This is a genomic window from Aeromicrobium marinum DSM 15272, from assembly GCF_000160775.2.
Classification (GTDB): domain Bacteria; phylum Actinomycetota; class Actinomycetes; order Propionibacteriales; family Nocardioidaceae; genus Aeromicrobium; species Aeromicrobium marinum.
Genome location: NZ_CM001024.1, coordinates 2700950 through 2725255, shown reverse-complemented (window position 1 = coordinate 2725255; position 24306 = coordinate 2700950). Strand labels below are relative to the sequence as shown.

Below are 24306 nucleotides of genomic sequence, written 5' to 3'. Positions count from 1 at the left end.
CGCCGCTACGCCGACGCGCCTCGAGCGGCCCGGACGGCCGCCTCGGTGCGTGACCCGACCCCCAGCTTGCGCAGCAGGTTCGACACGTGCACGGAGACCGTGCCCTCACTGATGCCGAGGGTGCGCGCGATCTGTCGGTTGCTCGCGCCCGTCGACACCCACCGCAGAACCTCGGACTCCCGCGGAGTGAGGTGCGGGTCGGGGTCGTCGAGATCGATCTGCAGGTCGACACCGGCCGACGCGGCAGCAGCGACGGCGAGGGACTCCAACGGTGGGCTGCTGAGCCGACGCGCGATCGCGAACGCTGCGGCCGCCAGGTCGTGTGCTCGCGGGGCGCTCGTCCTCATCGCCAGCCGTGCCGAACAGATGGCGACCATGTGCGGCCACCCGTCCGACTGCTGCCACGAGTCCAGCGCCTCGCTCCACGACGCCTCGTCGTCCCGCGCCGCGGCACGGGCGCTGACAGCCCAGTGTCCCGCCACCACCGTCGTGGCCCCGGATGCCTCCTCGGGCAGCACCGGTGGCCCGTCGCCGGGTCCTGCACAGAACGCGGCCAGGAAGCACAGCTCGTTCGCCACGGCGGCGGGGAGTCCTTCACCTCGCGACGCGGCACGCGCCACCTGGTGGGCCCGGGCCAGGTCTCCGGCGCACCAGGCCGCCCACGCCGCAGAAGCCGCATGGTGCGGATCGACCGAGACACCACGCTCGACCGACGTCTCCAGGATGGTCGCGGCCGTCGCCGCCTTGCCCTCGAACGCGGCCAGCCGAGCCGTCGTCAGCGGCAGGAGTGCGGCGTAGATGCCGTCGGCCTCGGCCTCCACGGTCAGGTCGGACGCCTCGGCCCACCGCCCCGACGAGAACAACGAGTACGCCGCCCACCCGGCGAGGGCTGCTCGCAGCGTCGCGGAGTCGGTCGCCGCGTCGCAACGCCGCAGACCGGCGAGCGCCTCGTCCGCGCCGTGCGACGGTCGCCCGGCGAACGTGTGCATGGCGGCGATGGGCACGCACGAGGTCAGTGCCCCGACCTCGAACCCGGACTCCGTGGCCACCTCACGCCCTCGACGCGCCAGGGCGATCCCCTCATCCACCTCACCGAGCAGGGTCATCGCACCGCCCGTCTGGACCAGCGCCTGCGCCAGGAACGGAGGGGCCGCCATCGCCTCGGCCTGCTCGATGGCCCGGTGCCCGTGGATGACGGCGGCGCGTGGGTCGCGGTCCCAGTGCCAGCACCCGGCCAGGGCCAGCTGCACCCCGGCCGGACCACGGTCGTCGCCGATCAGCTCGGCGGCTCGCTCCACGGCCGCGTCCGCCTCGAAGGGTGGGTGGTGCCCTCGCCGGAGGAGCTCGGCCAGCAGCAGGTGCCGCTGGCCCAGCGCGGGCCCCGATGCCTCGCCGGCGGACACCGCCTGTCGGGCGAGCTGCACCGCGTCCCGGTTGCGCCCGACGACCTCGGCGGCGTAGGCGGCCCGCATGAGCAGCATGCCCCGCGGAGCCCGTGGCACACGGGAACAGAGGTCGAGCGCCTTCTGCAGGTGTGCGAGGACCGAACCCGGGGCATGCAGGCTCTCCGCCTCGTCGGCAGCAGCCAGGAGCGCATCCAGCGCCGCCGCGTCGTCGCCCGCGCGACAGCGATGGTGAGCGATCTCGGCGGCGGGTGACGACACCGCCAGGCCCGGTTCGGCCGCCAGGGCGTCGGCCAGGGCGGCGTGGACCCGCCGTGCACGGTCGGCCGGCACCGCGGCCACGGCCACGTCGGTCAGCAACGGATGCCGGCACGCGTAGGCCGCCAGCTCCGGCCGTCGCACGAGAACGCCGTGGCGGACGGCGTCCTCCACCCCTCTCGGGACGTCGATCGCCGTGGCTGCCTCGACCCGGCGCAGCAGCTCGTGGCGGATCGTGCCCCCGGCCAGGGCACACACGGTCAGCACGTCCCGGGCCACGGCATCAAGACTCCGCACGACGTCGCCGAACAGCTTGTCGATCAACGGCGTGAGATCTGGTTCTCCTCGCGCCTGGGCACGGGCGAGCTCCTCCACCAACAGCGGGTTGCCCCTGCACCGGTCGTGCATGGACGACACGGCCTCGGTGTCGAAGGCGCTCCCGTGGTGGTGTCCGACGAAGTCGCCCACCTCGTCGACGGTGAACCCGGAGAGGTCCACCTGGATCACACCGGGGATCTGACGCAACGCCTCCACGTCTGACGTCGGGCCGGTGGGCAGCGACGGCGAGCGAGCCGTGAGGACCCACAGGATCGGTGCATCGCGCAGCCGGCGTGCCAGCCACTCCACGACGGTGATCGCGGGGTCACCGGCCCAGTGCACGTCCTCCACGACGATCATCAGCGGCGCGTCACTGCTGAGTCGGCGCAGGGCGGCCACGGCACCACCCGGCGACGGATCGACCGGGTGGTCGTGGTCGTCATGGCCCTGGAGGACGGTCAGGACGTCCGCGATCGGGTCCTGCACGTGACCGTCGATGGGTGCGCAGTACGCGCGTGCGGTCGCGAACCGGCGCGCTCGACCCCGCCGCAACGCCTCGTCCGCCAGAGCCGACTTGCCGATGCCCGGCTCACCGGCGATGACGAGCGAGCACCCGAGTCCGGACTCCACCTCGTCGAGGCACTGGTCGATCACCGAGACCTCATGCGCTCGCCCGATGAACGGCCTCAGGCCTCGTCCGGTGTCACTCTCGTCGCCGATCGTCACGCTCCGACCCTATGGGAACTGCATATGGCCGGTGGGTCGATCGCCACCAAGACTTGGCCGAAGTGCTCCAGCGCTCCCGCCGTGCGACCGAAGGATCCGCGATGCTTCCCACCTCCAGGCCGGCACCGATCGGCACCGACGACGATCCCGCCGCACGGCGACCGGAACGGTCCCGAGGCACCGCGGTCGTGGCCGCGCTGCTCGCGATCGCCGTGACCACCACCGCCTGCGGATCGTCCAACGAGGCCGACACCGACCGCCAGGACGGGCCGACCGCAGCGGCCGATGAGACGTCGTCGGGCGGTGAGACGTCGGGCGGGACCGACGACGCGGCCGGCGGTGACGGATCGGCTGAGGCGGTCGTGACGCTCGACGGGGTCACCTACGAATTCGCGGCGGGACCGAGCAGCTGTGGTGACGTCTCGGGAGGACTGATCGCCGCCCTGCCGCTCACCCGGATCGACCAGTCCCCGGCGCCGGAGGACGCGGGCCTCCTCTCGCTGACCCTGTACCCCGAGGGACTGGAGGACCAGAGCCAGATCACGATCGACCTGCCCGACGACCGGTTCGGCGCCGGCTACAACGAGATCGGGAGGGAGTGGCCGGCGGTCACCGTCGAGCGCGACGGCCTGGCGGTCACCGGCGACCAACGACTGGTGACCCTCAGTGGCCAGGAGAGCCTCGCGACGGTCCAGGTCGAGTGCCGATGACGGCGAGCGAGGTGCCCGGCGACGCAGGCAGTGTGTCGCCCCGCCGCCTGACGGCTGCGGTCGGCGCGGTGGTCCTGCTCGCGTCACTGACCGCGTGCGGCGGGGAGACAGCAGGCGGGACGTCCACGACCACGGTCGACCAGCCCGGACCGGGGGTGACCGTCTCGGCCGGCGACGACTCCGTGACCAGTGGCGGGACCCTGCCCGAGGACTTCCCCGAGGACGCGGTCAGCTTCCCCCTGGGGTTCGACGTGACCATGGCGCAGGAGCGGAACGTCGGCGGGAGCACCGCGTGGCTGGTGCTCGGTCTCGTCCGCGATCCGATCAGTCCCGTGCGCGAGAGCCTGGCGACCCTCTACGGCGAGCCGGACACCGAGACCGGTGATGCGTCGTTCCCCGACGGCGTCCCCGTGGTCATGACATGGAACGACCACGAAGGCTACGAGCTCACCTTCACCCTGACCAGCAACGACGACGGTGACACCGCCGTCACCGCCCTCGTGAAACCAAGGACCCCCTGATGCACCGACTCCTCGTCCTGCCGCTGTTCGTCGCCCTGCTGCTGACGGCGTCACCGACCGCCACCGCCGACCACGCGGGCGACCGCATCCGTCCGCCGGCACCGGAGTGGATCGAGGCGCTCGAGTTCACCCCAGGCATCATCGACGCCAGCTTCGACACGTCCGAGCCCATCGAGGTCGGATTCGCGCTCAAGGTCGCCACCACCTGTGCCGACTTCCACTTCGAGGCCGAGTGCGACAGCTGGACGTTCGGCATCCGCAGCATCGAGCTGTACTCACCGTCGGAACGGCAGGTCGCTCGCGGTTCGTTCAAGTTCACCTCGGGGGGGCATGCCAGCTCGTCGGTGACCTTCCCGGCCGACCCCGAACCCGGCGCCTGGCGTGTCGTGCTCCTCGACATGGGCGCCGGCCCCTCGAGCACGGGCGGCTTCGCGTACACCGACGTCGTCCCGGCGGGCACACCCGGGGGTCCGTGGGAGATCGTCAACTTCCCGGACACCGAGGCGGTCCAGACCGCGGTCGTGGTGCTCGTCGCCTGCGACGGCTGCGGACAGGACGACCTCGTGGCACAGACCCGGCCGACCGTGACCGGAGAACCCCTGGTCGGGGCGACCCTCACCGGTGTCCCCGCCACGTTCAACGACGGCACCGTCACCAACCAGTGGCTGGCGGACGGGGCGCCGATCGCCGGCGCGACGGGTACGGAGCTCTCCCTCGGCGAGGACCTCGAGGGCGCGGTCATCACCTTCAGGTCGACCGCGACCCGCGGCGACGAGACGCTCGACAGCCTGTCCGAGGCGGTGGGTCCGGTCCAACCCGCGGACGAGCCCGACGAGCCCGGCGCACCGGACGAGAGCGACCTCACCGAGGCGACCGAGAACCTCATCACGGTGCTGCCCGCGCCGACGATCACTCTCGGTGACCGGTTCCGGATCGAGGTCGGTGTGGAACGGGCCGGCCGGCCGGTCCGGGTGGTGCTGTTCTCCGACCCGATCGGTCTGGGCACGCCCACCGTCGACGATGCCGGGCAGGTCGCCGTCACCCTGCCGTCGGACGTGCCGGCCGGCGAGCACCGTCTGGCGGTGTACGACGACGACGGTGAGCTGATCGGTTGGCAGTCGGTGACCGTCCGGGCCGCGAGCACGAGCACCGGCACGCCGGCCGACACGAGTGGGCAGGCCGGCCCGGGCGGGCAGGCCGGCGCGGGCCACCCCGTGCTCCCGGCGGTCGGCGCTGCAGTCCCCGCACCCCTCGCCGTCGCAGGTCTGCTGATGCTCGTCGCGGGCGCGGCACTGCTGCTGGCGCCCCGGCGTGGTCGCCGGCCGCTGAGCAGCGCGCTGGTCGCCGCCGTGCTGCTCGCTGCGTCGGCCGCCTGTGGGGGGCCGGCCGCCGAGGACATCTCGGGATCGGCGGACACGGCGGCGGCCGACGGTGCGACGCCTGCCGGTGCGACGCCTGGCAGCGCTCTGCCGGAAGGCTTCCCGGCGGGCCGTGTCACGTTGCCGTCAGGGCTCGAGATCGACCAGGCCCTGCAGGAGGACGTGGGTGCCCAGGGCGGCTGGGTGGTCACGGGCACCGTCGACCGACCTCGCGCCGCGGTCCGCGACGAGCTGGTCACCGCCCACGGTGAGCCCGACCGGACGTCCGGCGACGTGTCCGCCGCGAGCACCCAACCGGTGTTCCTCGCCTGGACCGACCGCGGCGGGCACTCGGTGGCCTACACCCTGAGTCAGGCCGTGGACGGCCGCACCGTGGTGAACGTCGTGGTCCAGGAGTTCGCCGGGTGAGTGACCCGGCCTCCGGCCCTCCCGGTGTGTGGTGGAACTAACAGGACAACTATCAAATCTTTGTCCCTCCGCCGAGCGGATGCTCGTAAAGAAGAAGTCGCAGGTCAGCCGCACTTCGGCTACGTAACGTCCGACGGCACAGCGCCAGAAGCATGTCCGCCTGTCGGACGATCAGCGGGCTGAGCTTGTCCAGCGCCACCTCGACGGTGCGGGCGATCATCCGACGGGCCAAGAGAGCGACTGGATGATGGCGCGCGGTATGCAGAGATGCTCAGCCGCCTTGGGCTACCCAGAAACGTCTTTGACGACGACGGGACCGGCGAGGAGGAAGGCGCGGTGACCTAAAAGAATGGAGCTTGTTCGGCTTCGACGCCGTCGCGAGCTCCGGTGAAACGGTCGGTACTGGTCGGTCGTCGTCGGTCACCACCGGATGGCGGCGTCCCCCACGCTCGGCGTTTGCGCAGGTCAGCGGCTCGTTCGCCCAGTGGGCGCATCAAGCGATAGATGCACAGCCGACGTGATTAGGTCGTCGGTTCGATTCCGACAGGCGGCTCCGGCGAACAGCCCCTGACCTGCGGAAACGCAGGGCAGGGGCGGTTCGGCTCTGGTGGTCGCGCGATGCGCTGGCCTCACGGCTCTGCCCGACACCGAGGTCGCTCTCCTCCGTGACGGGCCCCTCGCCGGCTGAGCGCTCGCGGCCGGCATCCTGTCCGTGTGCCGATAGGCCTCGCTCCGCTCGGCAACGCAGCGTGGCGTTGTGTCGCGACCTGGACGTGCGAGGTGTCAACGGTGCGTCGGCGCAGCAATCGTTGTGTGCGCAGCGAGATGCTCCATCCCGCACGTGCGGCGCGCACGAACACAACGCCCCGGAACGCCAACGACCCGTCATCGCTGCGACGCGCAACGCGTCTCCCGCCACGGCAACGGATCGCAACCAAGACCCGCCCACGGCGCCTAGCGGGACGGAGGGCAAGTTGACACAGTTGCGCCACCATGGAGCCGCGCTGGCCCTCTCGATGACCACCGGTGAACCAGTGCCGCTCCAGGCTTGCGCCTGGTGTTGCCTGGCCTCCTCGTGATTGGCCCGTCGGGGATCGACAACGTGGTGCGGGTGTCGAGGCGGTCGGGTCCGACGGCTCGGCGGGGCGCGATCGTCTCGTGCGTTGGCGGACTACGGGAGCTTGGACGCGAGGACGTCGGCCGCCAGGATCTCGGGTGCTGCGCCGAGGAGGTGCTGGTTGGCCATCAGGGCTGCGACGATGGCGCCGTTGGCGTGGGCATCGCGAGCGGCCTCGTCGGGGAATGCATCGAAGATCCAAAAGGTGTCGGCGTGGGTTCTAGCCGCGAACCAGACAATCGTTCCCACTTCTTCGTTGGCGAGTGCGACAGCGCCGGCGAGCAGATCGGCGAGCGCGTCGTGCTGTCCATCGGCCGCGACGATCTTGGCGACGAAGGCATACGGAAGTGATGCGGGTGTGGACATGAGGGGTTCTCCTTGAAGTCGAGGTTCTTCGTGGGGCGAGTTCAGCGTATGACGAGCGAGGACCGATGGGAAGTGGCGTATACGACAGTATTGCTATTGTTCACGCCATGCGTATCGGACTGATCGCGATCGACGGCTGCTTCGGTTCGGCTGTCGCGTCGGTCATCGACATCGTGCGGGTGGCCGACGGAGCCCGCGGCGATATCGACCCGCGGATCGACCCGATCGAACTCGCCATCCTCGGACCGAAACGGCGAGTGACCACGACGGCATCGATGACCCTGTCGGTTGACCACCCGCTGTCGGAGTCCGGAGAGTTCGACGTGGTCGTCGTCCCTGCGCTTGGAACCCTCACGGCCGCCGCTACCAACGACGCCCTCCAGAGCCGAGATGCTCGTTCGGTCATCGCCTCGCTCGGGCGCCTCGACGACGCGACCACCCGGATCGCCGCGGCGTGCACCGGCGTGTTCGCCGTCGCCGAGACCGGACGGATGCATCATCGGCGGGCGACGACCAGCTGGTTCCTGGGGCCGGAGTTCCTGAAGCGCTATCCGACCGTCGCCCTCGATCTCGACACCATGGTCGTCGTGGACGGGAACCTCGTCACCGCCGGCGCCGCGTTCGCCCACATCGACCTCGCGCTCTCACTCGTGCGATCGATCAGCCCCGACCTGGCCCAACATGTCGCCAAGCTCCTCATCATCGACGAGCGTCCGTCGCAGGCGGCCTTCGTCGCCTACGAACATCTCCGGCACGAGGACCCGATCGTCGTCGAGTTCGAACGCTTCGTGCGCGCCCGCCTGGACGAACCGTTCAACGTCGCCTTCGTCGCGCAGTCGCTCGGCACCAGCCGGCGCACCCTCGAACGACGAGTCCGTGCGGCGCTCAACCTCACTCCGCTCGGCTTCGTCCAACGGCTTCGCATCGAACGAGCTCGGCACCTCTCAGCAACCACGGACCTCACCTCCGCCGAGATCGCGCTACGGGTCGGCTACGCGAACGCCGAGACTCTGCGCTCCCTCCTGCGCAGGGAGCGACGCCGTTCCTGACCTATCGCCATGCCTGTAGCCGGTGTCCTAGCGCCCGGTTGGAACCACCTCTCAGCACGTCCCGTCGACGCTCCTGCGTCGCCCCTGGACGACCCACTCGACACTCCCCCCTGGGAGGCCGAACACGCCGCCTGGAGAACCAGTGCCTTGCCCGCCATCCGGGAGCGGCTCGTCGAACACCTCCGCTCGATCCGTGACGCGTCAACTCGCAACACCACCGCGCTGCAACGACGCATCGACAAGGTCCAGCGAGACCGCTACAAGTGGGCCGAGAACGCGATGGAAGGAATCGTCCCCGCCGACATCGCCCGCGAGAAGCAAGCCGCGCTCGCCAGACAGCTCCCCAACCTCGAATCCGAACTCAAAGCCCTCGAAGCGGCCGGGGTCGACACCGAGACGACGCTGGAACGCGTCATCGACCTGATCAGCAACCCCGCCCACGCATATAGCGGGCTGGAGCCAGGGCTCCGCCGCACCTACAACCAAGCCTGGTTCACCACGATCTACATCGACGCGGTCCCGGACGACCCCGAGACACCAATGCGAGCCGTCCCCGAGCGCAGTGACCTCGCCGACGCGCTGGAGGCCGGCCGCCTGGTCATCGCCGCAGAGCTGGAGAACGAAACAGCGGGCCCCGAAGGGCCCGCTGCTCTCTGTCTGCCATCCATTCCCCGTGTCAGGAGTTTGAATAAGCATCCTTTGGTGGAGCTGAGGGGACTCGAACCCCTAACCCCCTGCTTGCAAAGCAGGTGCGCTACCAATTGCGCCACAGCCCCCGGTGTCGGCCGCGCCGACGATCCAGGCTCACCCTCAGAGCCGGTCGGTGGCCTCCGACCACGTCGTGGCCGGTGCCGGGCGGCGGCGGGCGACCGCCCAGGCGACCCCTGCGAGTCCCAGGGCGAACGTCAGAAGCTTCGACATGGGGCCTCCGGCTGCGGGTGAGGGGTGGGCGTACGAGGACTTGAACCTCGGACCTCTTCCTTATCAGGGAAGCGCTCTAACCAAGCTGAGCTATACGCCCTCAACAGCGATGAACGATACCTCACCGCCGGCCACGCGGACGCACCGGGGACGGGGGGCCGGTTCACCGGTCGGAGAAGGTCACCTCGACGCCACCGAGCAGCTGGGCCGCCGCGTTGTACAGGTGCGCGCCGACCGCGGCGAGCGCGGTCAGGAAGACCACGTTGACCGCCGACAGCACCAGGGAGAGCCCCACCAGCCGGCCGAGGCCCAGGTAGCTGCTGATGTCGAAGGACGAGTCGTCGTTGCTGAGCACGGTGTTGACCGCGTCGTTGACCTGGCCCCACACGCCCGTGGCCTGCAGCACGGTCCAGAAGATCGTGACGGCCACGACCGACACGATCATCAGGGCGACGGAGATGACGAACGCCAGCCGGGTGACCGACCACGGCTCGACCCGGGCCAGACGCAGACGCGCCTCACGGCGCTCCGCGGACGTCGGGGCGGACCCGTCGTCCTTGACCGCCGGGATGACCGACGTGCTCTCGGGCGAGTCGTCGGTGGTCGCGGCGTACTCGGCCTGGGTCAGGCCGTTGCCGCGGGTGGTGTCGTCGGTCACTGGGGTCCCTCATCGGTGGGCGCGGCGGGGACCGGGTCCCCCTCCTCGATCTCCGCCACGTCGGCGGCGACCTCTGCGTTGCGGGCGATGGTGACCACGCGGTCGTCACCCTTGAACTTCACGAAGCTCACCCCCATGGTGCCACGCCCGGTGGGATTGACCCCCGACACGAGGCTGCGGGTGACCTGCCCGCCGGAGGTCACGCTGATGACGTCGTCGGTGTCCTTGAGCACCAGACCGCCGACCAGCTCGCCCCGGGCGCCCGTGATCTGCATGGCCTTGATGCCGAGTCCGCCGCGACCCTGCAGGCGGTACTCGCCGACCGGGGTCTTCTTGGCGAAACCGCCGTCGGTGACGGTGAAGACGTACAGCTTGTCCTCGTCGGCCACCTCCTCGGCGTCGAGGGCCGCGTGCTCGCGCCGGATGACCGTCATCGACAGCAGGTCGTCCTCGCCGCGGAACTTCATGCCGGTGACGCCGGAGGTGGCCCGGCCCATGGGCCGCAGCTGCTCGTCGTCGGCCCGGAACCGGATGGCCTGGGCCTTGCGCGAGATGAGCAGCAGGTCGTCGTCGGGTCCGACCAGCTCGGCACCGATCAGCTCGTCGTCGTCGTCGCGGAAGTTGATCGCGATGACGCCGGCCTGGCGCGGGCTGTTGTAGTCGGTCAGTCGGGTCTTCTTGACCAGGCCCTTGCGGGTCGCGAGCACCAGGTAGGGCGCCTGCTCGTAGTCACGGACCGCGAGCACCTGGGCGATCTGCTCGTCGGGCTGGAACGACAACAGTCCTGCGACGTGCCCGCCCTTGGCGTCGCGGCCGGCCTCGGGCAGGTGGTACGCCTTGGCCCGGTAGACCCGACCGGCGGTGGTGAAGAACAGGATCCAGTGGTGGGCCGTGGTGGGGAACAGGTGCTCCACGAAGTCGCCGTCGCGCAGCTGAGCGCCCCGGACCCCCTTGCCCCCGCGGTGCTGCACCCGGTACAGGTCGGTCTTGGTGCGCTTGGCGTAACCGCCGGAGGTGATCGTGACGACCACCTCCTCGTCGGGGATGAGGTCCTCGTCGGACAGGTCGCCGTCGGCGGGGATGATCCGTGACCGCCGGTCGTCGCCGTACTTGTCGACGATCTCGGCCAGCTCGGTCGAGACGATCTCGCGCTGACGCTCCGGCCGCTCGAGGATGTCGGTGAAGTCGGCGATCATCCGCTCGAGCTCGGCGAGCTCGTCGAGGATCTTCTGCCGCTCCAGCGCCGCCAGACGGCGCAGCTGCATCTCGAGGATCGCGTTGGCCTGGATCTCGTCGATCTCCAGCAGCTCGATGAGTCCGGTGCGGGCCTCGTCGACCGTGGGACTGCGCCGGATGAGCGCGATGACGTCGTCGAGCCGGTCCAGGGCCTTGCCCAGACCCCGGAAGATGTGGGCGCGCTCCTCGGCCTTGCGCAGCCGGTACTCGGTGCGGCGCCGGATCACGTCGATCTGGTGGTGGATCCAGTTGGTGATGAAGCCGTCGAGCGTCAGGGTGCGGGGCACGTCGTCGACCAGGGCGAGCATGTTGGCGCTGAAGTTCGACTGCAGGTCGGTGTGCTTGTAGAGGTTGTTCAGCACCACGCGGGCCACGGCGTCACGACGGATCTCGATGACGATCCGGCGGCCGACCCGCGAGCTGGACTCGTCGCGCAGGTCCGAGACCCCCTGCAGCCGACCGGTGTTGACCAGGTCGGCGATCTTGCGCATGAGGGAGTCGGGGTTGACCTGGTACGGCAGCTCGGTGACGACCAGCTGGATGCGGCCCTTGGTGTCCTCCTCGATGCCGACGATCGCGCGCATCGTCACCGAGCCGCGACCGGTGCGGTACATGTCCTCGATGCCGGACGTGCCGACGATCAGGCCGTGCGTCGGGAAGTCGGGTCCCTTGATGCGCTCGAGCAGGGCGTCGAGCAGCTCGGTGCGGGTGGCCTCCGGGTGGGCGAGGGCCCACTGGGCGCCCTCGGCGACCTCGCGCAGGTTGTGCGGGGGGATGTTGGTGGCCATGCCCACCGCGATGCCGGCCGACCCGTTGACCAGCAGGTTGGGGATGCGCGACGGCAGGACCGTGGGTTCGGACGACCGGCCGTCGTAGTTGGGCTTGAAGTCGACGGTCTCCTCGTCGATGTCGCGCACCATCTCCATGGCGACCGGCGCGAGCTTGCACTCGGTGTACCGCATCGCGGCCGCGGGATCGTCTCCCGGCGAGCCGAAGTTGCCCTGCCCGGAGATCATCGGCGCCCGCATGACCCACGGCTGGGCCAGTCGAACCAGGGTGTCGTAGATCGCGGTGTCGCCGTGCGGGTGGTACTGACCCATGACGTCACCGATGATGCGGCTGCACTTGGAGAAGCCGCGGTCGGGGCGGTAGCCGCCGTCGTACATCGCGTAGAGCACGCGCCGGTGCACCGGCTTGAGCCCGTCGCGGACGTCGGGCAGCGCCCGGGCCACGATGACGCTCATCGCGTAGTCGATGTACGAACGCTGCATCTCGTCCTGCAGCTCGACCGGTTCGATCCGGTCCCGTTCGATCGGGGTGTCGGTCACGTGTCTGTCCTACCTGTCGCGGTGGTCGGAGCTCAGATGTCGAGGAAGCGGACGTCTTTGGCGTTCCGCTGGATGAAGGAGCGGCGCTGCTCGACGTCCTCGCCCATGAGGATGGTGAAGATCTCGTCGGCCATCGCGGCGTCGTCGAGGGTGACCTGACGCAGGACCCGGGCGTCGGGATCCATCGTGGTGTCCCACAGCTCGCTGTCGTTCATCTCGCCCAGGCCCTTGTAGCGCTGGATCGCCTGGCCGGCCTCCTTGGGCAGTCGCTTGCCGGACTCCGCACCCGCGGCCAGCAGCGCGTCGCGCTCCCGGTCGGTGTAGGCCAGGTCGGCGGTGGCGTTGCTCCACTTGATCTTGTAGAGCGGCGGCTGGGCCAGGTACACGTGGCCGGCGTCGATCAGCGGCTTCATGAACCGGAACAGCAGGGTGAGCAGCAGCGTCGAGATGTGCTGGCCGTCGACGTCGGCGTCGGCCATCAGCACGATCTTGTGGTACCTCAGCTTGGCGATGTCGAAGTCCTCGTGGACGCCCGTGCCGAGCGCGGAGATGATCGCCTGCACCTCGGCGTTCTGCAGGATCTTGTCGATCCGGGCCTTCTCGACGTTGAGGATCTTGCCGCGCAGCGGGAGGATCGCCTGCGTGCGCGGGTCGCGCCCACCCTTGGCCGAGCCGCCGGCGGAGTTGCCCTCGACGATGAAGACCTCGCACTCCTCGGGGTTGCGGCTGGAGCAGTCGGCCAGCTTGCCCGGCAGGCCGCCACTGCCCAGGAACCCCTTGCGGTTGCGGGCGAGGTCGCGCGCCTTGCGGGCCGCCATGCGGGCCGACGCGGCGTCGATGGACTTGCGCACGATGGTCTTGCCCTCGGCCGGGTTCGCCTCGAGCCATGCGCCCAGCTGCTCGTTGAGCACCTGTTGCACGAATCCCTTGGCCTCGGTGTTGCCGAGCTTGGTCTTGGTCTGCCCCTCGAACTGCGGCTCGGCCAGCTTGACCGAGATGATCGCGGTCAGGCCCTCCCGGATGTCGTCACCGGTGAGCCGGTCCTCCTTCTTCTTGATGAGGTTGTTGGCCTCGGCGAAGCGGTTGACCGTGGTGGTGAGCGCCGCGCGGAAGCCCTCCTCGTGGGTGCCGCCCTCGTGGGTGTTGATGGTGTTGGCGAAGGTGTGCACCGACTCGCTGAACGAGGCGTTCCACTGCATCGCGAGCTCCAACGACATGCCGCCGGTGTCGTCGTCGCGCTCGATGCTGATGATGTCGCGGTGGATCGCGGCCTTGGCGCCGGTGTTGATGTGCTGCACGTAGTCGACGAGGCCGCCGTCGTAGCGGAACCGGACCTGGCGCTCGACCTCGTCGGCGGTGTCGTCGGCGTCCTCGGCGTGCTCACGCTCGTCGATCAGCACCAGCTCGAGGCCCTTGTTGAGGAACGCCATCTCGCGGAACCGGGTCTTGAGTGTCTCGTAGGAGTACTCGGTGGTCTCGAAGATGTCCTCGCTGGCGTAGAACGTGGTCGTCGTGCCCGTCTCGGTGGTGGCCTCGTGCTGCTCCAGCGGCTGGTCCGGGACGCCGTAGGTGAAGCTCTGCGTCCAGCGGTGGCCGTCGCGCCGGACCTCGACGAACAACCGGGTGCTGAGGGCGTTCACCACCGAGACACCCACACCGTGCAGGCCGCCGGACACCTTGTAGCCGCCGCCACCGAACTTGCCGCCGGCGTGCAGCGAGGTCAGCACGAGGGTCACCGCGGGGATCTTCTCGATCGGGTGCTCGTCGACCGGGATGCCGCGGCCGTCGTCGACCACCTTGACGCCGCCGTCGGCGAGCAGGGTGACCTCGATGTGGGAGGCGTGACCGGCCAGCGCCTCGTCGACGGAGTTGTCGACGACCTCGTAGACCAGGTGGTGCAGTCCTCGCTCGCCGGTGGAACCGATGTACATGCCGGGTCGCTTGCGGACCGCGTCGAGCCCCTCGAGGACCTGGATGTTGCTGGCGTCGTAGGTCGACTCGATCGGCGCAGCGGGATCTGGAGTTGAGGTCACCGGATCAGTATACGGGTCGTTTCTGTCCGTCTGAGCGATCCACGCCCGTCCGAGGGGACTGATTCGGCCTCGTCAGGTGCCGTTCAGAGCGACGAGAAGCCGCCTGTCGTGGCTGGGGAGGGGCGCGGCTCGCCCCGAGTACGTTCGACGTGTCGTCGGGCCGTTCTATGGGCGATCAGGCATCGTGGAGGGGTGAGCATCGACGAGCGGACCGACACCGAGCCGCAGCAGCGGGCCGCGACCGGACCTCTCCAGGCCGGCGCGACGGCGATGTTCGCGGCCGCGGTGCTGGCCGCGCTGGTGGTCCTGGCGGTCGGCACCGAGGTGGGTCAGGAGATCGACGACTCGGCGATGCGCACGGTCGGCGCGGGCCGCGACGCCCAGCTGTCGGTTCTCAGCGTGCTGGGCTACGTCTCCATCGGCGCGGTGGCCCTGATCGTCGTGGGCTGCCTGGTCGTGGCCGCCCTGCGCGGGTCGCTGCGGCTGGCCGTGGCGGCCGTCGTCGTCATCGCCGGCGCGAACGTCACGACGCAGCTCCTGAAGCGGGTGCTGATCGATCGTCCGGACTTCGAGCTCGGTGTCCTCAACAGCCTGCCCAGCGGCCACACGACACTGGTCGCCGCCTCGGTGGCGGCGCTCGCGCTGGTGACCCCCCGCGCCCTGCAGCCGGTCATGGCGGCCGGCGGCGCCTTCGCCGTCACGATGGTCGGCGCCTCGACGGTGGTCGCGGGCTGGCACCGCCCCTCCGACGTCGTGGCGGCGTGCGCCGTCACGCTGGCCTGGACCGGTGCGGCGACCCTCGTCCTGCGCCACCGCTCGGTGCCGGGTCGGGGACTCGCGGTGGCCTCGCTGGCCGGTGCGGCCGCATCCGGTCTGGCCCTCGTGGCGATCGGTGTCCGGCCGCTCGCGGGATGGGCCGGCTTCGGTGAGGCCGCCGTGGTCCTCGGTGTGCTCGGGCTGGTCGTGGCGATCTGGATGTGGCTCACCTCGCGCCTGGCCGGCTGATCAGCCGTAGGTGTCGCGGGGCCCCCGGGCCCCGCGGATGCTGCGTGGCCCGGACTTCCAGCTGGGGGCCTGCGGTCCCCGGACCTCGATCCGCAGCACCGACCCGTCGCCCAGCTCGGCGTTGAGCCGGGCGACGATCGTCGGGGCGAGCAGCTGCAGCTCCTTGCGCCAGGCGCTGGAGTCGGCGGCGATGTGGACGACCTGGTCGGCGTAGCCCTCCACCACGCAGTGCCGGGCGACCTCCGGACCCACGATGCCCGCCCAGTCGGTGAACACCCGTTGGGCCGCGAGCTGGTCGGTCCATCCCTGCTGCTGGACCAGCTCGGACATCACGTCGGCCAGGGGGGTGGCGTCCTCGCGTCCGGGTCGCCGCGACCGTGCCCGACGCCGGGGTCGGCGTGGCTGCTGGTCGGGCGTGGCGTTGCCCCGGTAGGCGTCGGCGATCTCGCGGGCCAGCCGCAACGGGTCGTCCGCCGGGGTGTCCCCCGGACCGTCCGCGGGACCGTCCGCGGGGGTGCCGTCACTCATCGTGGACCGTCCCGTCGGCGACCCGGAACCGCCGCCCGGTCAGACCGGCCGGCACGTCGGCGGCCACGGCAGCGGTGACCAGCACCTGCTCGGCCGAACCGACGAGCGCCGCCAGGTGGTCGCGGCGGCCGGCGTCGAGCTCGGCGAACACGTCGTCGAGGATCAGCACCGGATCGTCGTCCTCGCTGCGCAACAGCTCGAACGAGGCCAGTCGCAGCGCGAGCGCCAGCGACCACGACTCGCCATGGCTCGCGTACCCCTTGGCCGGCAGGTCCCCGACGGCCAGCACCACCTCGTCACGGTGCGGCCCGACCAGGCTGATGCCTCGGTCCAGCTCGTCGCGTCGTCGTTCGGCGACCGCACGGAGCAACGCCTCGCGGATCTCCGCGACGTCACGGGTGCCGGTCACACCGTCGGTGGCCGAGCGGTAGACGGCGGTGACGTCGCGCCGGTCCGCCGCGGCGAGCGTCGCCACCTCGCGATAGGCCTGCGCCAGGTGCGGACCGAGGTCGTCCAGCAGGGTCAGGCGGTGCACGAGGAGCTCGGCGCCGAGCGTCGCGAGCTTGTCGTCCCAGATGTCAAGAGTAGATATGTCGACTTGTCGGTTCCGTCCGCTCTTCAGCAGCGCGTTGCGTTGCTTCAGGACCCGGTCGTAGTCGGCCTTGACGCCGGCCAGTCGGGGAAGCCTCATCACCAGGAGGGCGTCCAGGAACCGCCGGCGGTCCGACGGATCTCCCTTCACCAGGGCGAGGTCCTCCGGGGAGAAGATCACCGTGCGCAGGATCCCGACGATGTCGCGGGCCCGGGGCAGGTCACCCCGGTTCACCCGCGCCCGGTTGCTGCGGCCGGGAGTGATCTCGACCTCCAGCAGCGCTCGGCGGTCCTCACGGACCACCTCGGCCCTCACCACGGCCCGCTCTGCGCCCGCCCTCACCAGGGGGGCATCGGCAGCGACGCGGTGCGAGTCCAGTCGCGCCAGGTAGTCGACCGCCTCCACCAGGTTGGTCTTGCCCTGCCCGTTCGCGCCGACGAACGCCACCGGTCCGGCGGAGAGCTCGAGGTCGAGCTCGGTGTAGGACCGGAAGTCGTGCAGGGCCAGACGTGCGACGTGCATCCCTAGACGGGGTCGGCCGGGTCGACGCCGGCCTCCTCGGCGGCCCGCACGGCGTGACCTCCGAACTGCTGACGCATCGCGGCCACCGCCTGCATCGCCGGCGACTCGTCCTGCCGGGAGGTGAAGCGGGCGAACAACGAGGATGCGATCACGTGCATCGGCACGGAGTGTTCGATCGCTGCCTCGACCGTCCAGCGGCCCTCACCGGAGTCCTCGGCGTACCCGCGGATGCCGTCGAGGTCGGGTGCCTCCTGCAGGGCCTTGACCAGCAGGTCGAGCAGCCACGACCGGACCACCGTGCCCTCGCGCCACGAGTCGAGCACGTCGGTGACGTTCTCTACCGCGTCGGCCTTCTGCAGCAGCTCGTACCCCTCGGCGTAGGCCTGCATCATGGCGTACTCGATGCCGTTGTGGACCATCTTGGAGAAGTGCCCGGCCCCCACCGCGCCGGCGTGGACGAACCCGGAGTCACCGGGCGGGCGCAGCGCGTCGAAGATCGGCTGCACCACGGCGATGTCGTCCGCGGATCCGCCGGCCATCAGGGCATAGCCGTTGTCCAGACCCCACACGCCGCCGCTGACGCCGCAGTCGACGTAGCCGATCCCGTCGGCGGCGAGCTGCTCGGCGTGGGCGATGTCGTCGGTCCAGCGCGAGTTGCCGCCCTCGACGATGACGTCGCCGGCGTCGAGCAGGCCGGCCAGCTCGGTGATGGTCGCCCGGGTGGGTTCGCCCGACGGCACCATCACCCACACAACCCGCGGACTCGGGAGCGCCTCGACCAGGGCGGCGAGGTCGGCGACGTCGCTGACCTCCGGATCATGGTCGAATCCGGTGACGGTGTGTCCGGCGCGGCGGATCCGCAGGGCCATGTTGCCGCCCATCTTGCCCAGGCCGACGAGTCCGAGATGCATGAGCGCTCCTTCGTGGGTGGGTCGTGCCCCGCGTGCGAGGTCGGTCGCGCCGTCGTCAGCTCTGCAGTCGGACGGGCATGATCAGGTACCGGAACGCGCCGTCGGGCTCGGCTCCGGTCTCGCCGACGCCGGAGATGGCGGCCGGCTTGGTGTGCTGGGTGAACGACAGGTGCACCACCGGGTCGGACATGACCCCGAGGCCCTCGAGCAGGTACCCGGGGTTGAAGCCGATCGAGATGTCGTTGCCCTCGATCGTGGCCTCCAGCGACTCCGACGCCTGTGCCTCGTCGCCGCTGCCGGCCTCGAGCAGCAGCACGCCGTCCGCGAAGGTCAGCCGGACCGGGGTGTTGCGCTCGGCGACCAGCGACACGCGCTTGACGGACTCGACGAACTCCTGGGTGTTCACGTACGCGACCGTCTCGGCCTGCGCCTGGAACAGCTGACGCACCCGGGGGAAGTCACCCTCGAGCAGCCGGGTGGTCGTGCGGCGGGTGCCGTTGCCCACGACGCCTTCGAAGCCGATGAGGCCGTCACCGGTCTGGCCCGAGGACACCGCGACCGTGATGTCGCCGCCGGACTGCAGCGAACGCGCGGTCTCGTTGAGGACCTTCGCGGGCACGAGGGCCTGGGCCGACAGGTCGGAGGCCTCGGGGTACCAGTCGAGGTCACGCAGGCTGGCGCGGAACCGGTCGGTGGCCATCAGCGAGATGGTGGAACCCTCCAGCTCCAGCCGGATGCCGGTCAGCAGCGGCAGCATCTCGTCGCGACCGGCTGCGGCACCGGCCTGCTGCACCGCGGTCGCGAAGAGATCGGCCTTGACGGTGCCGGTGGCCGTGGGCATCTGTGGCAGGCGCGGGTACTCCTCGACGGGCATGGTCTGCAGGGCGAACCGGGCGCTGCCGCACGTCAGGTTGACCTTGGTGCCGTCGAGCGCGACGTCGATGGGCTTGTTGGGCAGCGACTTGACGATCTCGCTGAGCAGCCGTCCGCTCACCAGGGCCCGGCCCTCGTCGGAGACCTCGGCGGGCAGCGTCGCCCGGGTCGACGTCTCGTAGTCGAATCCCGACAGGGTCAGGCCCTCGGCGGACGCCTCGACCAGAAGGCCGGCGAGCACCGGCACGCTGGGGCGCAGGGGCAGGCTGCGGGCCGTCCACGCGACGGCGTCCGCGAACGTGTCGCGATCGATGCGGAATTTCACGGCAGAGGCCTTTCGGACGGGATGCGCCGGGCACGCGGCACTCACGGGTGACTTCCCGGTGCAAGCATCCTGCCACGAGTGCGGTGTCCGGCCTAGGCGAGGTGGGAATCGGTGACGGCCGTCCACAGCATCGCCGATCCGCTGCTTCAACCGTGTTCTGGGCGTATATCTCTGTAGTTGTAGTAGTAGCCTCTGTGGACTCTGTGGGTAACCGGTGTCGGTGCAGGTCAGAGGCCTGACAGGCGGTGGACAACCTGGGCGCGGAGCGGTGCGGTGTCCCGCGTCGGGTGTGGACGGTCGCCATCCGTTCACACGGGGTTCACACGACGAGGGGCGATGTCCACCGACCCGGCGGTGTTACGCACACCGTCGTCCCCAGGTGGGGACGACGGTCCGGCGCCCTCGGAGGGGCGGCGGACGAACATGCAGGGGTCGTCGCCGTCGGTCAGGACTGGCGCGCGCGCTGCTTGATGCGGCTGGTGAGCTCGGTGACCTGGTTGTACACCGCGTGCTTCTCCTTCATGAGCTTGCCGATCTTGCGTTCGGCGTGCATGACGGTGGTGTGGTCGCGGCCGCCGAACTCCTGGCCGATCTTCGGCAGGGACATCTCGGTGAGCTCGCGGCACAGGTACATCGCGATCTGCCGGGCGAGCACGAGGTCGCGGGTGCGGTTGCCGCTGCACAGCTCCTCGATGGTGAACTCGGAGTAGGCCGCGGTCTGGGCGAGGATCAGCCCGATGGTGACCTCGGGTTCGCCGCCCTCGGCGACCAGGTCCTTCAGGACGATCTGCGCGAGATTGAGGTCGACCGTGGTGCCCTGCAGGTTCGCGAAGGCCGTGGCGCGGATCAGGGCGCCCTCCAGCTCGCGGATGTTGGACTGCACCTTCGACGCGATGAACTCCAGGACGTCGGCCGGCACCGTGAGTCCGTCGCTCGAGGCCTTCTTGCGCAGGATCGCGATCCTGGTCTCGAGCTCCGGCGGGGTGACATCGGTGGTGAGGCCCCACTCGAACCGGTTGCGCAGTCGTTCCTCGAGGGTCTTGAGGTTCTTGGGCGGCCGGTCGGAGGTCATCACGATCTGCTTGTTCTCGTTGTGCAGCGCGTTGAAGGTGTGGAAGAACTCCTCCTGGGTGGCTTCCTTGCCCTCGATGAACTGGATGTCGTCGACCAGCAGCACGTCGATCTCGCGGTACTTGCGCTTGAGAGCCCCGGTCCGTCGTTCGCCGATGGCGTTGATGACGTCGTTGGTGAACTCCTCGGTGTTGACGTACCGGACCCGTGACGACGGGTACAGCCCGAGCACGTAGTGACCGATCGCGTGCAGGAGGTGGGTCTTGCCGAGGCCGGACTCGCCGTGGATCACCAGCGGGTTGTACGCCTTGCCCGGCGCCTCGGCCGCGGCGACGGCCGCTGCGTGGGCAAACCGGTTGGACGACCCGATGACGAAGTTCTCGAACAGGTACCGGGGGTTGAGCCGGGCCTCCGCGATGTTCGCGGGCCGGCCGGTGACGACGGTGGGCTGTCGGGCCCAGCTGGGGGCGAACCGCTCGCGGGTGTGCTCCTCGTCCTCCTCGTCGGTGTCCTCCATGACCTCGGCGGTGAAGCCGACGTTCTGGCTATAAGTCGACAAGTCGTTTTGTCGCTTGGAGTCGTCGGTGATGGCCGTGTCGATCGTGACGACGAGTCGGATCTCGGTGTCGAGCTCGCGGGTGAGCGCCTGCTCGAGGGCCGGTCGCACGCGGGACTCCAGCTGGGCTCGGGCGAGGTCGTCGGCCACGGCGACGATGACGATGCCGTTGTGCAGGCTGAGGGGGACGGCGGGGTACACCCAGACCTTCGCGCCGGGGGACAAGGTCTCGACGGCGCTCTGCCACGCGGCGTCGAGGCGATGGTCCGCCGAGGCCGATGCGCCGTCCGTCATTGCTGGTCCTCCCCTGGTCCACATGGTTATCCACATGGTGTGCATGTGGGGAGCGTCGGTGACGTGAACTGTGGACAACTGAGTACCGCGGTGACGGTAGCAGTCGGGTCGGGAGCCACACAAGCGGTTTGTCCACGCGGGTGGAGTCCGGGCGGCGTGTCGCGTGGACGAGGATCCACCGGCACGGTAGTGAGGTCGGTTTGACCGGCCCCGGGGGCCCCCGTACCGTTGGACAGTCGGGCCACCGGTCGTCGACCGTCCCGTGTGACTCCACTTTCCGAGAAGGGCTTCCCGTGAGCAAGCGCACCTACCAGCCGAACAACCGTCGCCGAGCCAAGAAGCACGGTTTCCGCCTGCGCATGCGGACCCGCGCCGGTCGCGCCATCCTGGCGTCGCGCCGTGGCAAGGGCCGCTCCAAGCTGTCTGCCTGACCCGTGCTGCACCGCGGCCACCGCATGCGGGACGGCGAGGAGTTCCGGCGCACGATGCGTCGGGGCACCAAGGCCGTGACGCCCACGGTGGTCGCCCACGTCGCTCCCGGAACCGACGGAGTCCGCTCCGTCGGTTTCGTCGTGAGCAAGGCCGTCGGACCCGCCGTGGTGCGCAACCGCGTCAAGCGCCGGCTGCGGCACCTGATGGCCCAGCGCATCGAGCGTCTCCCGGCCGGCACGCGCGTCGTGGTGCGTGCACTGCCGCCCGCCGCGACCGCCGACAGCCTGGCCGATGACCTCGACGCGTCACTGGACCGCGGTCTGCGGCGCAGTGCCGACCGGACGGCCACGTCGGTCGGTCGGTCGTGACGGAGGTTGCGGGATGACCGTGGTGCGTGAACGCTGGGACCCGCGGGTGGTCTCATGAAGGCTGTTGCATGAAGTACCTGCTGATCGGTCTGTTGCGGGTCTACCGTTTTGCCATCAGTCCGTTGTACGGGCAGGTCTGCAAGTACCACCCCACCTGTTCGGCGTACGCGCTGGGCGCGGTGGAGACGCACGGAGCCATACGGGGGTCGTGGTTGGCGGTCCGCCGCCTGCTGCGGTGCCACCCCTGGAGTTCCGGCGGTTACGATCCGGTTCCATCCCCGACGTCGGTCCGACCGGCGTCCACCTGAGGAGAACGATGCTCGACTTCTTCGGCCAGATCGGCTCGCTGATCATGACGCCGCTGTACTACGCGGTGTCAGCAGTGCTGCTGGCGTGGCACTGGGTGTTCGACAACATCACGTTCCTCAGTGACGGATGGGTGTGGACCCTGTCGATCGTCGGACTGACGGTGACGATCCGTGCCCTGCTGATCCCGCTGTTCGTGAAGCAGATCAAGAGCAGTCGCAACATGCAGCTGCTGCAGCCCAAGATCAAGGAGCTGCAGAAGAAGTACGGACACGACCGGGAGCGCCTGACCCAGGAGCAGATGAAGCTCTGGAAGGAGACGGGCACCAACCCGTTCGCCTCGTGCCTTCCGCTGCTGGCCCAGATGCCGGTCTTCTTCGCGTTGTTCCGCACCATCGACCAGGCGGCCAAGGCGCCGGCCGACGACCTCGAACGAGGCGTCCGTGGCCTGTTCAACGTCGAGTACGTGGAGTCGCTGCAGGGCGCCACGATCTTCGGCGCCCGCATCGCCGACACGTTCATCAACACCGATCTCACCCAGACGCGTGTCCTGACGATGATCCTCGTGATCGCGATGTGCGCCACCCAGTTCCTGACCCAGCGTCAGCTGATGGCCAAGAACATGCCGCCGGACGCCCTGAACGGTCCCTACGCCCAGCAGCAGAAGATGCTGCTCTACATCCTCCCGCCGGTGTTCGCGATCGGCGGCATCTTCTTCCCGCTCGGCGTGCTGGTGTACTGGACCACGTCGAACCTGTGGACCATGGGTCAGCAGTTCTACGTCATCCGCCGCAACCCGGCACCCGGGACGCCGGCCTTCAAGGCCAAGCAGCAGCGTGACTCGGCCAAGGGTCGTCAGGTGGCCGACGACCCGGCGGCCGCGGTCGAGGAGGCTCCCCGCCCCATCGTTCGCCAGCAGCCCCGCAACCAGCCCCGCAGTCAGCGCAAGAAGAAGCCCGGTGGCCCCGCCGGGTCGAGCAAGGAGAAGCCCAAGTGAGCACCGACGCAACCAAGCTGGAGGCCGAGGGCGACATCGCCGCGGACTTCCTCGAAGGACTGCTGGACATCGCCGACCTCGACGGTGACATCGACATGGACGTCGACGGCGACCGCGCGGCGGTGTCGATCGTGGGCGGAGAGCTGCACCACCTGGTGGGACCGGGTGGTGAGGTCCTCGACGCCCTGCAGGAGCTGACCCGGCTCGCGGTGTACCGCGAGACCGGCGAGCGGAGCCGGTTGATGCTCGATGTCGACGGCTTCCGTGCGGCGCGTCGTGAGGAGCTGCGCCAGGTGGCCGCTGACGCGATCGAGAAGATCGGCGCGGGCGAGTCGCGGTTGGAGCTGTCCCCCATGACGGCCTTCGAACGCAAGGTGGTGCACGATGCCATCGCCGAGGCGGGCCTGGTGAGCGAGTCCGAGGGAGCTGAGCCGCGGCGGTACGTCGTGGTGCTGCCTGCCGCGAGCGTCTGAGCGGTCAGCGTTTCACGTGAAACATCTGTTCGGCGAGAACTGGGAGACCGCGCAGGCCTATGCGGACATCCTGGCGACCGACGGAGTGGCGCGAGGCATGATCGGTCCCCGTGAGGTGCCACGTCTCTGGGACCGGCACCTGTGGAACTGCGTGGTGGTGGTCCCCCGAATCCCCGCCGGCGCGACCGTGGCCGATGTCGGCTCCGGTGCAGGTCTGCCCGGGCTGGTGTGGGCGATCGCCCGGCCGGACATCGAGATGACCCTGGTCGAGCCGCTCCTGCGTCGGACGACGTTCCTGACAGAGGTGGTGGAACGTCTCGGCCTGTCGAACGTGACGGTCGACCGATCGCGGGCCGAGGACGTGTCGAGTGTCTTCGACGTGGTGACTGCTCGGGCGGTCGCACCGATGGACCGCCTGGCGGGCTGGTGTCTGCCGCTCGTGCGCGAGGGTGGGGTGTTGCTGGCCCTGAAGGGCCGCACGGCCGCCGACGAGGTGGCGTCGTCACGGCGTACGCTGATGCGTCTGGGTGCGACCTCGATCGAGGTGCAGGCCTACGGCGACCTCGAGGTGCCCACCACGGTCGTCGAGATCACCCGGTGACCGAGCATGTTTCACGTGAAA

General features: G+C 69.8%; 23 protein-coding genes and 2 tRNA genes. 11 read left to right on the top strand and 14 right to left on the bottom strand.

Annotated features, from left to right (window positions below):
- Nucleotides 1–5 precede the first annotated feature (5 nt).
- The gene (locus HMPREF0063_RS13790; protein WP_007079311.1) at nt 6–2705 is read right to left on the bottom strand and encodes an ATP-binding protein; all 2700 of its coding nucleotides are present in this window, start codon (nt 2703–2705) and stop codon (nt 6–8) included.
- Between the two features lie 101 nt (nt 2706–2806).
- Between HMPREF0063_RS13790 and HMPREF0063_RS13785 the strand changes: the two genes are divergently transcribed.
- From HMPREF0063_RS13785 to HMPREF0063_RS13775, 3 genes are read left to right on the top strand one after another with little or no spacing between them, the layout of a single operon-like run.
- Entirely contained in the window at nt 2807–3415 is a 609-nt protein-coding gene (locus HMPREF0063_RS13785; RefSeq protein WP_040320306.1) for a hypothetical protein, read from the top strand.
- Nucleotides 3412–3936: a hypothetical protein gene (locus HMPREF0063_RS13780; RefSeq protein WP_007079309.1), complete on the top strand. Its 525-nt coding sequence runs from the start codon at nt 3412–3414 to the stop codon at nt 3934–3936. Before HMPREF0063_RS13785 ends, HMPREF0063_RS13780 begins: the two co-directional genes overlap by 4 nt.
- Nucleotides 3936–5723, top strand: a complete 1788-nt coding sequence (locus HMPREF0063_RS13775) for a hypothetical protein (RefSeq protein WP_007079308.1) — start codon at nt 3936–3938, stop codon at nt 5721–5723. The genes HMPREF0063_RS13780 and HMPREF0063_RS13775 overlap by 1 nt, the downstream gene beginning before the upstream one ends.
- A gap of 52 nt (nt 5724–5775) precedes the next feature.
- Here HMPREF0063_RS13775 and HMPREF0063_RS16680 read toward each other — a convergent pair whose 3' ends face one another.
- On the bottom strand, nt 5776–5943 hold the full coding sequence (locus HMPREF0063_RS16680; RefSeq protein WP_007079307.1) for a hypothetical protein: 168 nt from the start codon (nt 5941–5943) through the stop codon (nt 5776–5778).
- Between the two features lie 951 nt (nt 5944–6894).
- A complete protein-coding gene (locus tag HMPREF0063_RS13770; protein ID WP_006247389.1) occupies nt 6895–7206 on the bottom strand; it encodes a putative quinol monooxygenase in 312 nt (103 codons plus the stop codon).
- Between the two features lie 107 nt (nt 7207–7313).
- On the opposite strand from HMPREF0063_RS13770, the gene HMPREF0063_RS13765 reads away from it, so the two are divergent.
- On the top strand, nt 7314–8255 hold the full coding sequence (locus HMPREF0063_RS13765) for a GlxA family transcriptional regulator (protein ID WP_007079305.1): 942 nt from the start codon (nt 7314–7316) through the stop codon (nt 8253–8255).
- A 201-nt stretch (nt 8256–8456) separates the two neighbouring features.
- On the opposite strand, the gene HMPREF0063_RS16675 is transcribed toward HMPREF0063_RS13765, so the two are convergent.
- The 6 genes from HMPREF0063_RS16675 to gyrB form a co-directional block, all read right to left on the bottom strand.
- Nucleotides 8457–8696, bottom strand: a complete 240-nt coding sequence (locus HMPREF0063_RS16675; RefSeq protein WP_156794139.1) for a hypothetical protein — start codon at nt 8694–8696, stop codon at nt 8457–8459.
- 259 nt (nt 8697–8955) lie between these two features.
- Nucleotides 8956–9031 (bottom strand) — tRNA-Ala (locus HMPREF0063_RS13755).
- Nucleotides 9032–9201: 170 nt separating this feature from the next.
- A tRNA-Ile gene (locus HMPREF0063_RS13750) sits at nt 9202–9276 on the bottom strand.
- A gap of 63 nt (nt 9277–9339) precedes the next feature.
- Nucleotides 9340–9834: a DUF3566 domain-containing protein gene (locus tag HMPREF0063_RS13745; protein ID WP_007079303.1), complete on the bottom strand. Its 495-nt coding sequence runs from the start codon at nt 9832–9834 to the stop codon at nt 9340–9342.
- A complete protein-coding gene (gene gyrA, locus HMPREF0063_RS13740) occupies nt 9831–12398 on the bottom strand; it encodes a DNA gyrase subunit A (protein ID WP_007079302.1) in 2568 nt (855 codons plus the stop codon). The genes HMPREF0063_RS13745 and gyrA overlap by 4 nt, the downstream gene beginning before the upstream one ends.
- A 32-nt stretch (nt 12399–12430) precedes the next feature.
- On the bottom strand, nt 12431–14431 hold the full coding sequence (gyrB, locus tag HMPREF0063_RS13735; RefSeq protein WP_007079301.1) for a DNA topoisomerase (ATP-hydrolyzing) subunit B: 2001 nt from the start codon (nt 14429–14431) through the stop codon (nt 12431–12433).
- A gap of 192 nt (nt 14432–14623) precedes the next feature.
- On the opposite strand from gyrB, the gene HMPREF0063_RS13730 reads away from it, so the two are divergent.
- A complete protein-coding gene (locus HMPREF0063_RS13730) occupies nt 14624–15436 on the top strand; it encodes a phosphatase PAP2 family protein (RefSeq protein WP_007079300.1) in 813 nt (270 codons plus the stop codon).
- On the opposite strand, the gene HMPREF0063_RS13725 is transcribed toward HMPREF0063_RS13730, so the two are convergent.
- The 5 genes from HMPREF0063_RS13725 to dnaA all read right to left on the bottom strand — a co-directional run bounded on the left by HMPREF0063_RS13725 (nt 15437) and on the right by dnaA (nt 21108).
- The gene (locus tag HMPREF0063_RS13725; protein ID WP_007079299.1) at nt 15437–15964 is read right to left on the bottom strand and encodes a DciA family protein; all 528 of its coding nucleotides are present in this window, start codon (nt 15962–15964) and stop codon (nt 15437–15439) included. It abuts the gene before it with no gap.
- A complete protein-coding gene (recF, locus tag HMPREF0063_RS13720) occupies nt 15957–17078 on the bottom strand; it encodes a DNA replication/repair protein RecF (RefSeq protein WP_007079298.1) in 1122 nt (373 codons plus the stop codon). Before recF ends, HMPREF0063_RS13725 begins: the two co-directional genes overlap by 8 nt.
- A gap of 2 nt (nt 17079–17080) precedes the next feature.
- Complete coding sequence (gnd, locus tag HMPREF0063_RS13715) at nt 17081–17989, bottom strand: phosphogluconate dehydrogenase (NAD(+)-dependent, decarboxylating) (protein ID WP_007079297.1); 909 nt, start codon at nt 17987–17989, stop codon at nt 17081–17083.
- Between the two features lie 55 nt (nt 17990–18044).
- Entirely contained in the window at nt 18045–19187 is a 1143-nt protein-coding gene (dnaN, locus tag HMPREF0063_RS13710) for a DNA polymerase III subunit beta (RefSeq protein ID WP_007079296.1), read from the bottom strand.
- 445 nt (nt 19188–19632) lie between these two features.
- Nucleotides 19633–21108, bottom strand: coding sequence for a chromosomal replication initiator protein DnaA (gene dnaA / locus HMPREF0063_RS13705; RefSeq protein ID WP_007079295.1), 1476 nt, complete (start codon nt 21106–21108; stop codon nt 19633–19635).
- Between the two features lie 293 nt (nt 21109–21401).
- Between dnaA and rpmH the strand changes: the two genes are divergently transcribed.
- The 6 genes from rpmH (at nt 21402) to rsmG (ending at nt 24285) form a co-directional block, all read left to right on the top strand.
- Nucleotides 21402–21539, top strand: a complete 138-nt coding sequence (rpmH, locus tag HMPREF0063_RS13700; protein ID WP_007079294.1) for a 50S ribosomal protein L34 — start codon at nt 21402–21404, stop codon at nt 21537–21539.
- Between the two features lie 3 nt (nt 21540–21542).
- Entirely contained in the window at nt 21543–21908 is a 366-nt protein-coding gene (rnpA, locus tag HMPREF0063_RS13695; protein WP_007079293.1) for a ribonuclease P protein component, read from the top strand.
- A gap of 68 nt (nt 21909–21976) precedes the next feature.
- Nucleotides 21977–22216 carry a membrane protein insertion efficiency factor YidD gene (yidD, locus tag HMPREF0063_RS13690; RefSeq protein ID WP_007079292.1) on the top strand — a complete coding sequence of 80 codons (240 nt, stop codon included), beginning with the start codon at nt 21977–21979 and terminating at the stop codon, nt 22214–22216.
- Nucleotides 22217–22224: 8 nt separating this feature from the next.
- The gene (gene yidC, locus HMPREF0063_RS13685; protein WP_007079291.1) at nt 22225–23211 is read left to right on the top strand and encodes a membrane protein insertase YidC; all 987 of its coding nucleotides are present in this window, start codon (nt 22225–22227) and stop codon (nt 23209–23211) included.
- Nucleotides 23208–23684, top strand: coding sequence for a Jag family protein (locus HMPREF0063_RS13680; RefSeq protein WP_007079290.1), 477 nt, complete (start codon nt 23208–23210; stop codon nt 23682–23684). The genes yidC and HMPREF0063_RS13680 overlap by 4 nt, the downstream gene beginning before the upstream one ends.
- 16 nt (nt 23685–23700) lie before the next feature.
- Nucleotides 23701–24285, top strand: coding sequence for a 16S rRNA (guanine(527)-N(7))-methyltransferase RsmG (gene rsmG / locus HMPREF0063_RS13675; RefSeq protein WP_007079289.1), 585 nt, complete (start codon nt 23701–23703; stop codon nt 24283–24285).
- Nucleotides 24286–24306 lie beyond the last annotated feature (21 nt).

Bases quoted from the DNA above. Each gene is read 5' to 3' on its own strand.
- yidC (WP_007079291.1), top strand. From the start codon at position 22,225: ATGCTCGACTTCTTCGGCCAGATCGGCTCGCTGATCATGACGCCGCTG.
- HMPREF0063_RS13775 (WP_007079308.1), top strand. From the start codon at position 3,936: ATGCACCGACTCCTCGTCCTGCCGCTGTTCGTCGCCCTGCTGCTGACG.
- HMPREF0063_RS13780 (WP_007079309.1), top strand. From the start codon at position 3,412: ATGACGGCGAGCGAGGTGCCCGGCGACGCAGGCAGTGTGTCGCCCCGC.
- HMPREF0063_RS13765 (WP_007079305.1), top strand. From the start codon at position 7,314: ATGCGTATCGGACTGATCGCGATCGACGGCTGCTTCGGTTCGGCTGTC.
- HMPREF0063_RS13785 (WP_040320306.1), top strand. From the start codon at position 2,807: ATGCTTCCCACCTCCAGGCCGGCACCGATCGGCACCGACGACGATCCC.
- HMPREF0063_RS13770 (WP_006247389.1), bottom strand. From the start codon at position 7,206: ATGTCCACACCCGCATCACTTCCGTATGCCTTCGTCGCCAAGATCGTC.
- HMPREF0063_RS13725 (WP_007079299.1), bottom strand. From the start codon at position 15,964: ATGAGTGACGGCACCCCCGCGGACGGTCCCGCGGACGGTCCGGGGGAC.
- recF (WP_007079298.1), bottom strand. From the start codon at position 17,078: ATGCACGTCGCACGTCTGGCCCTGCACGACTTCCGGTCCTACACCGAG.
- yidD (WP_007079292.1), top strand. From the start codon at position 21,977: ATGAAGTACCTGCTGATCGGTCTGTTGCGGGTCTACCGTTTTGCCATC.
- HMPREF0063_RS16680 (WP_007079307.1), bottom strand. From the start codon at position 5,943: ATGATCGCCCGCACCGTCGAGGTGGCGCTGGACAAGCTCAGCCCGCTG.
- gnd (WP_007079297.1), bottom strand. From the start codon at position 17,989: ATGCATCTCGGACTCGTCGGCCTGGGCAAGATGGGCGGCAACATGGCC.
- dnaA (WP_007079295.1), bottom strand. From the start codon at position 21,108: ATGACGGACGGCGCATCGGCCTCGGCGGACCATCGCCTCGACGCCGCG.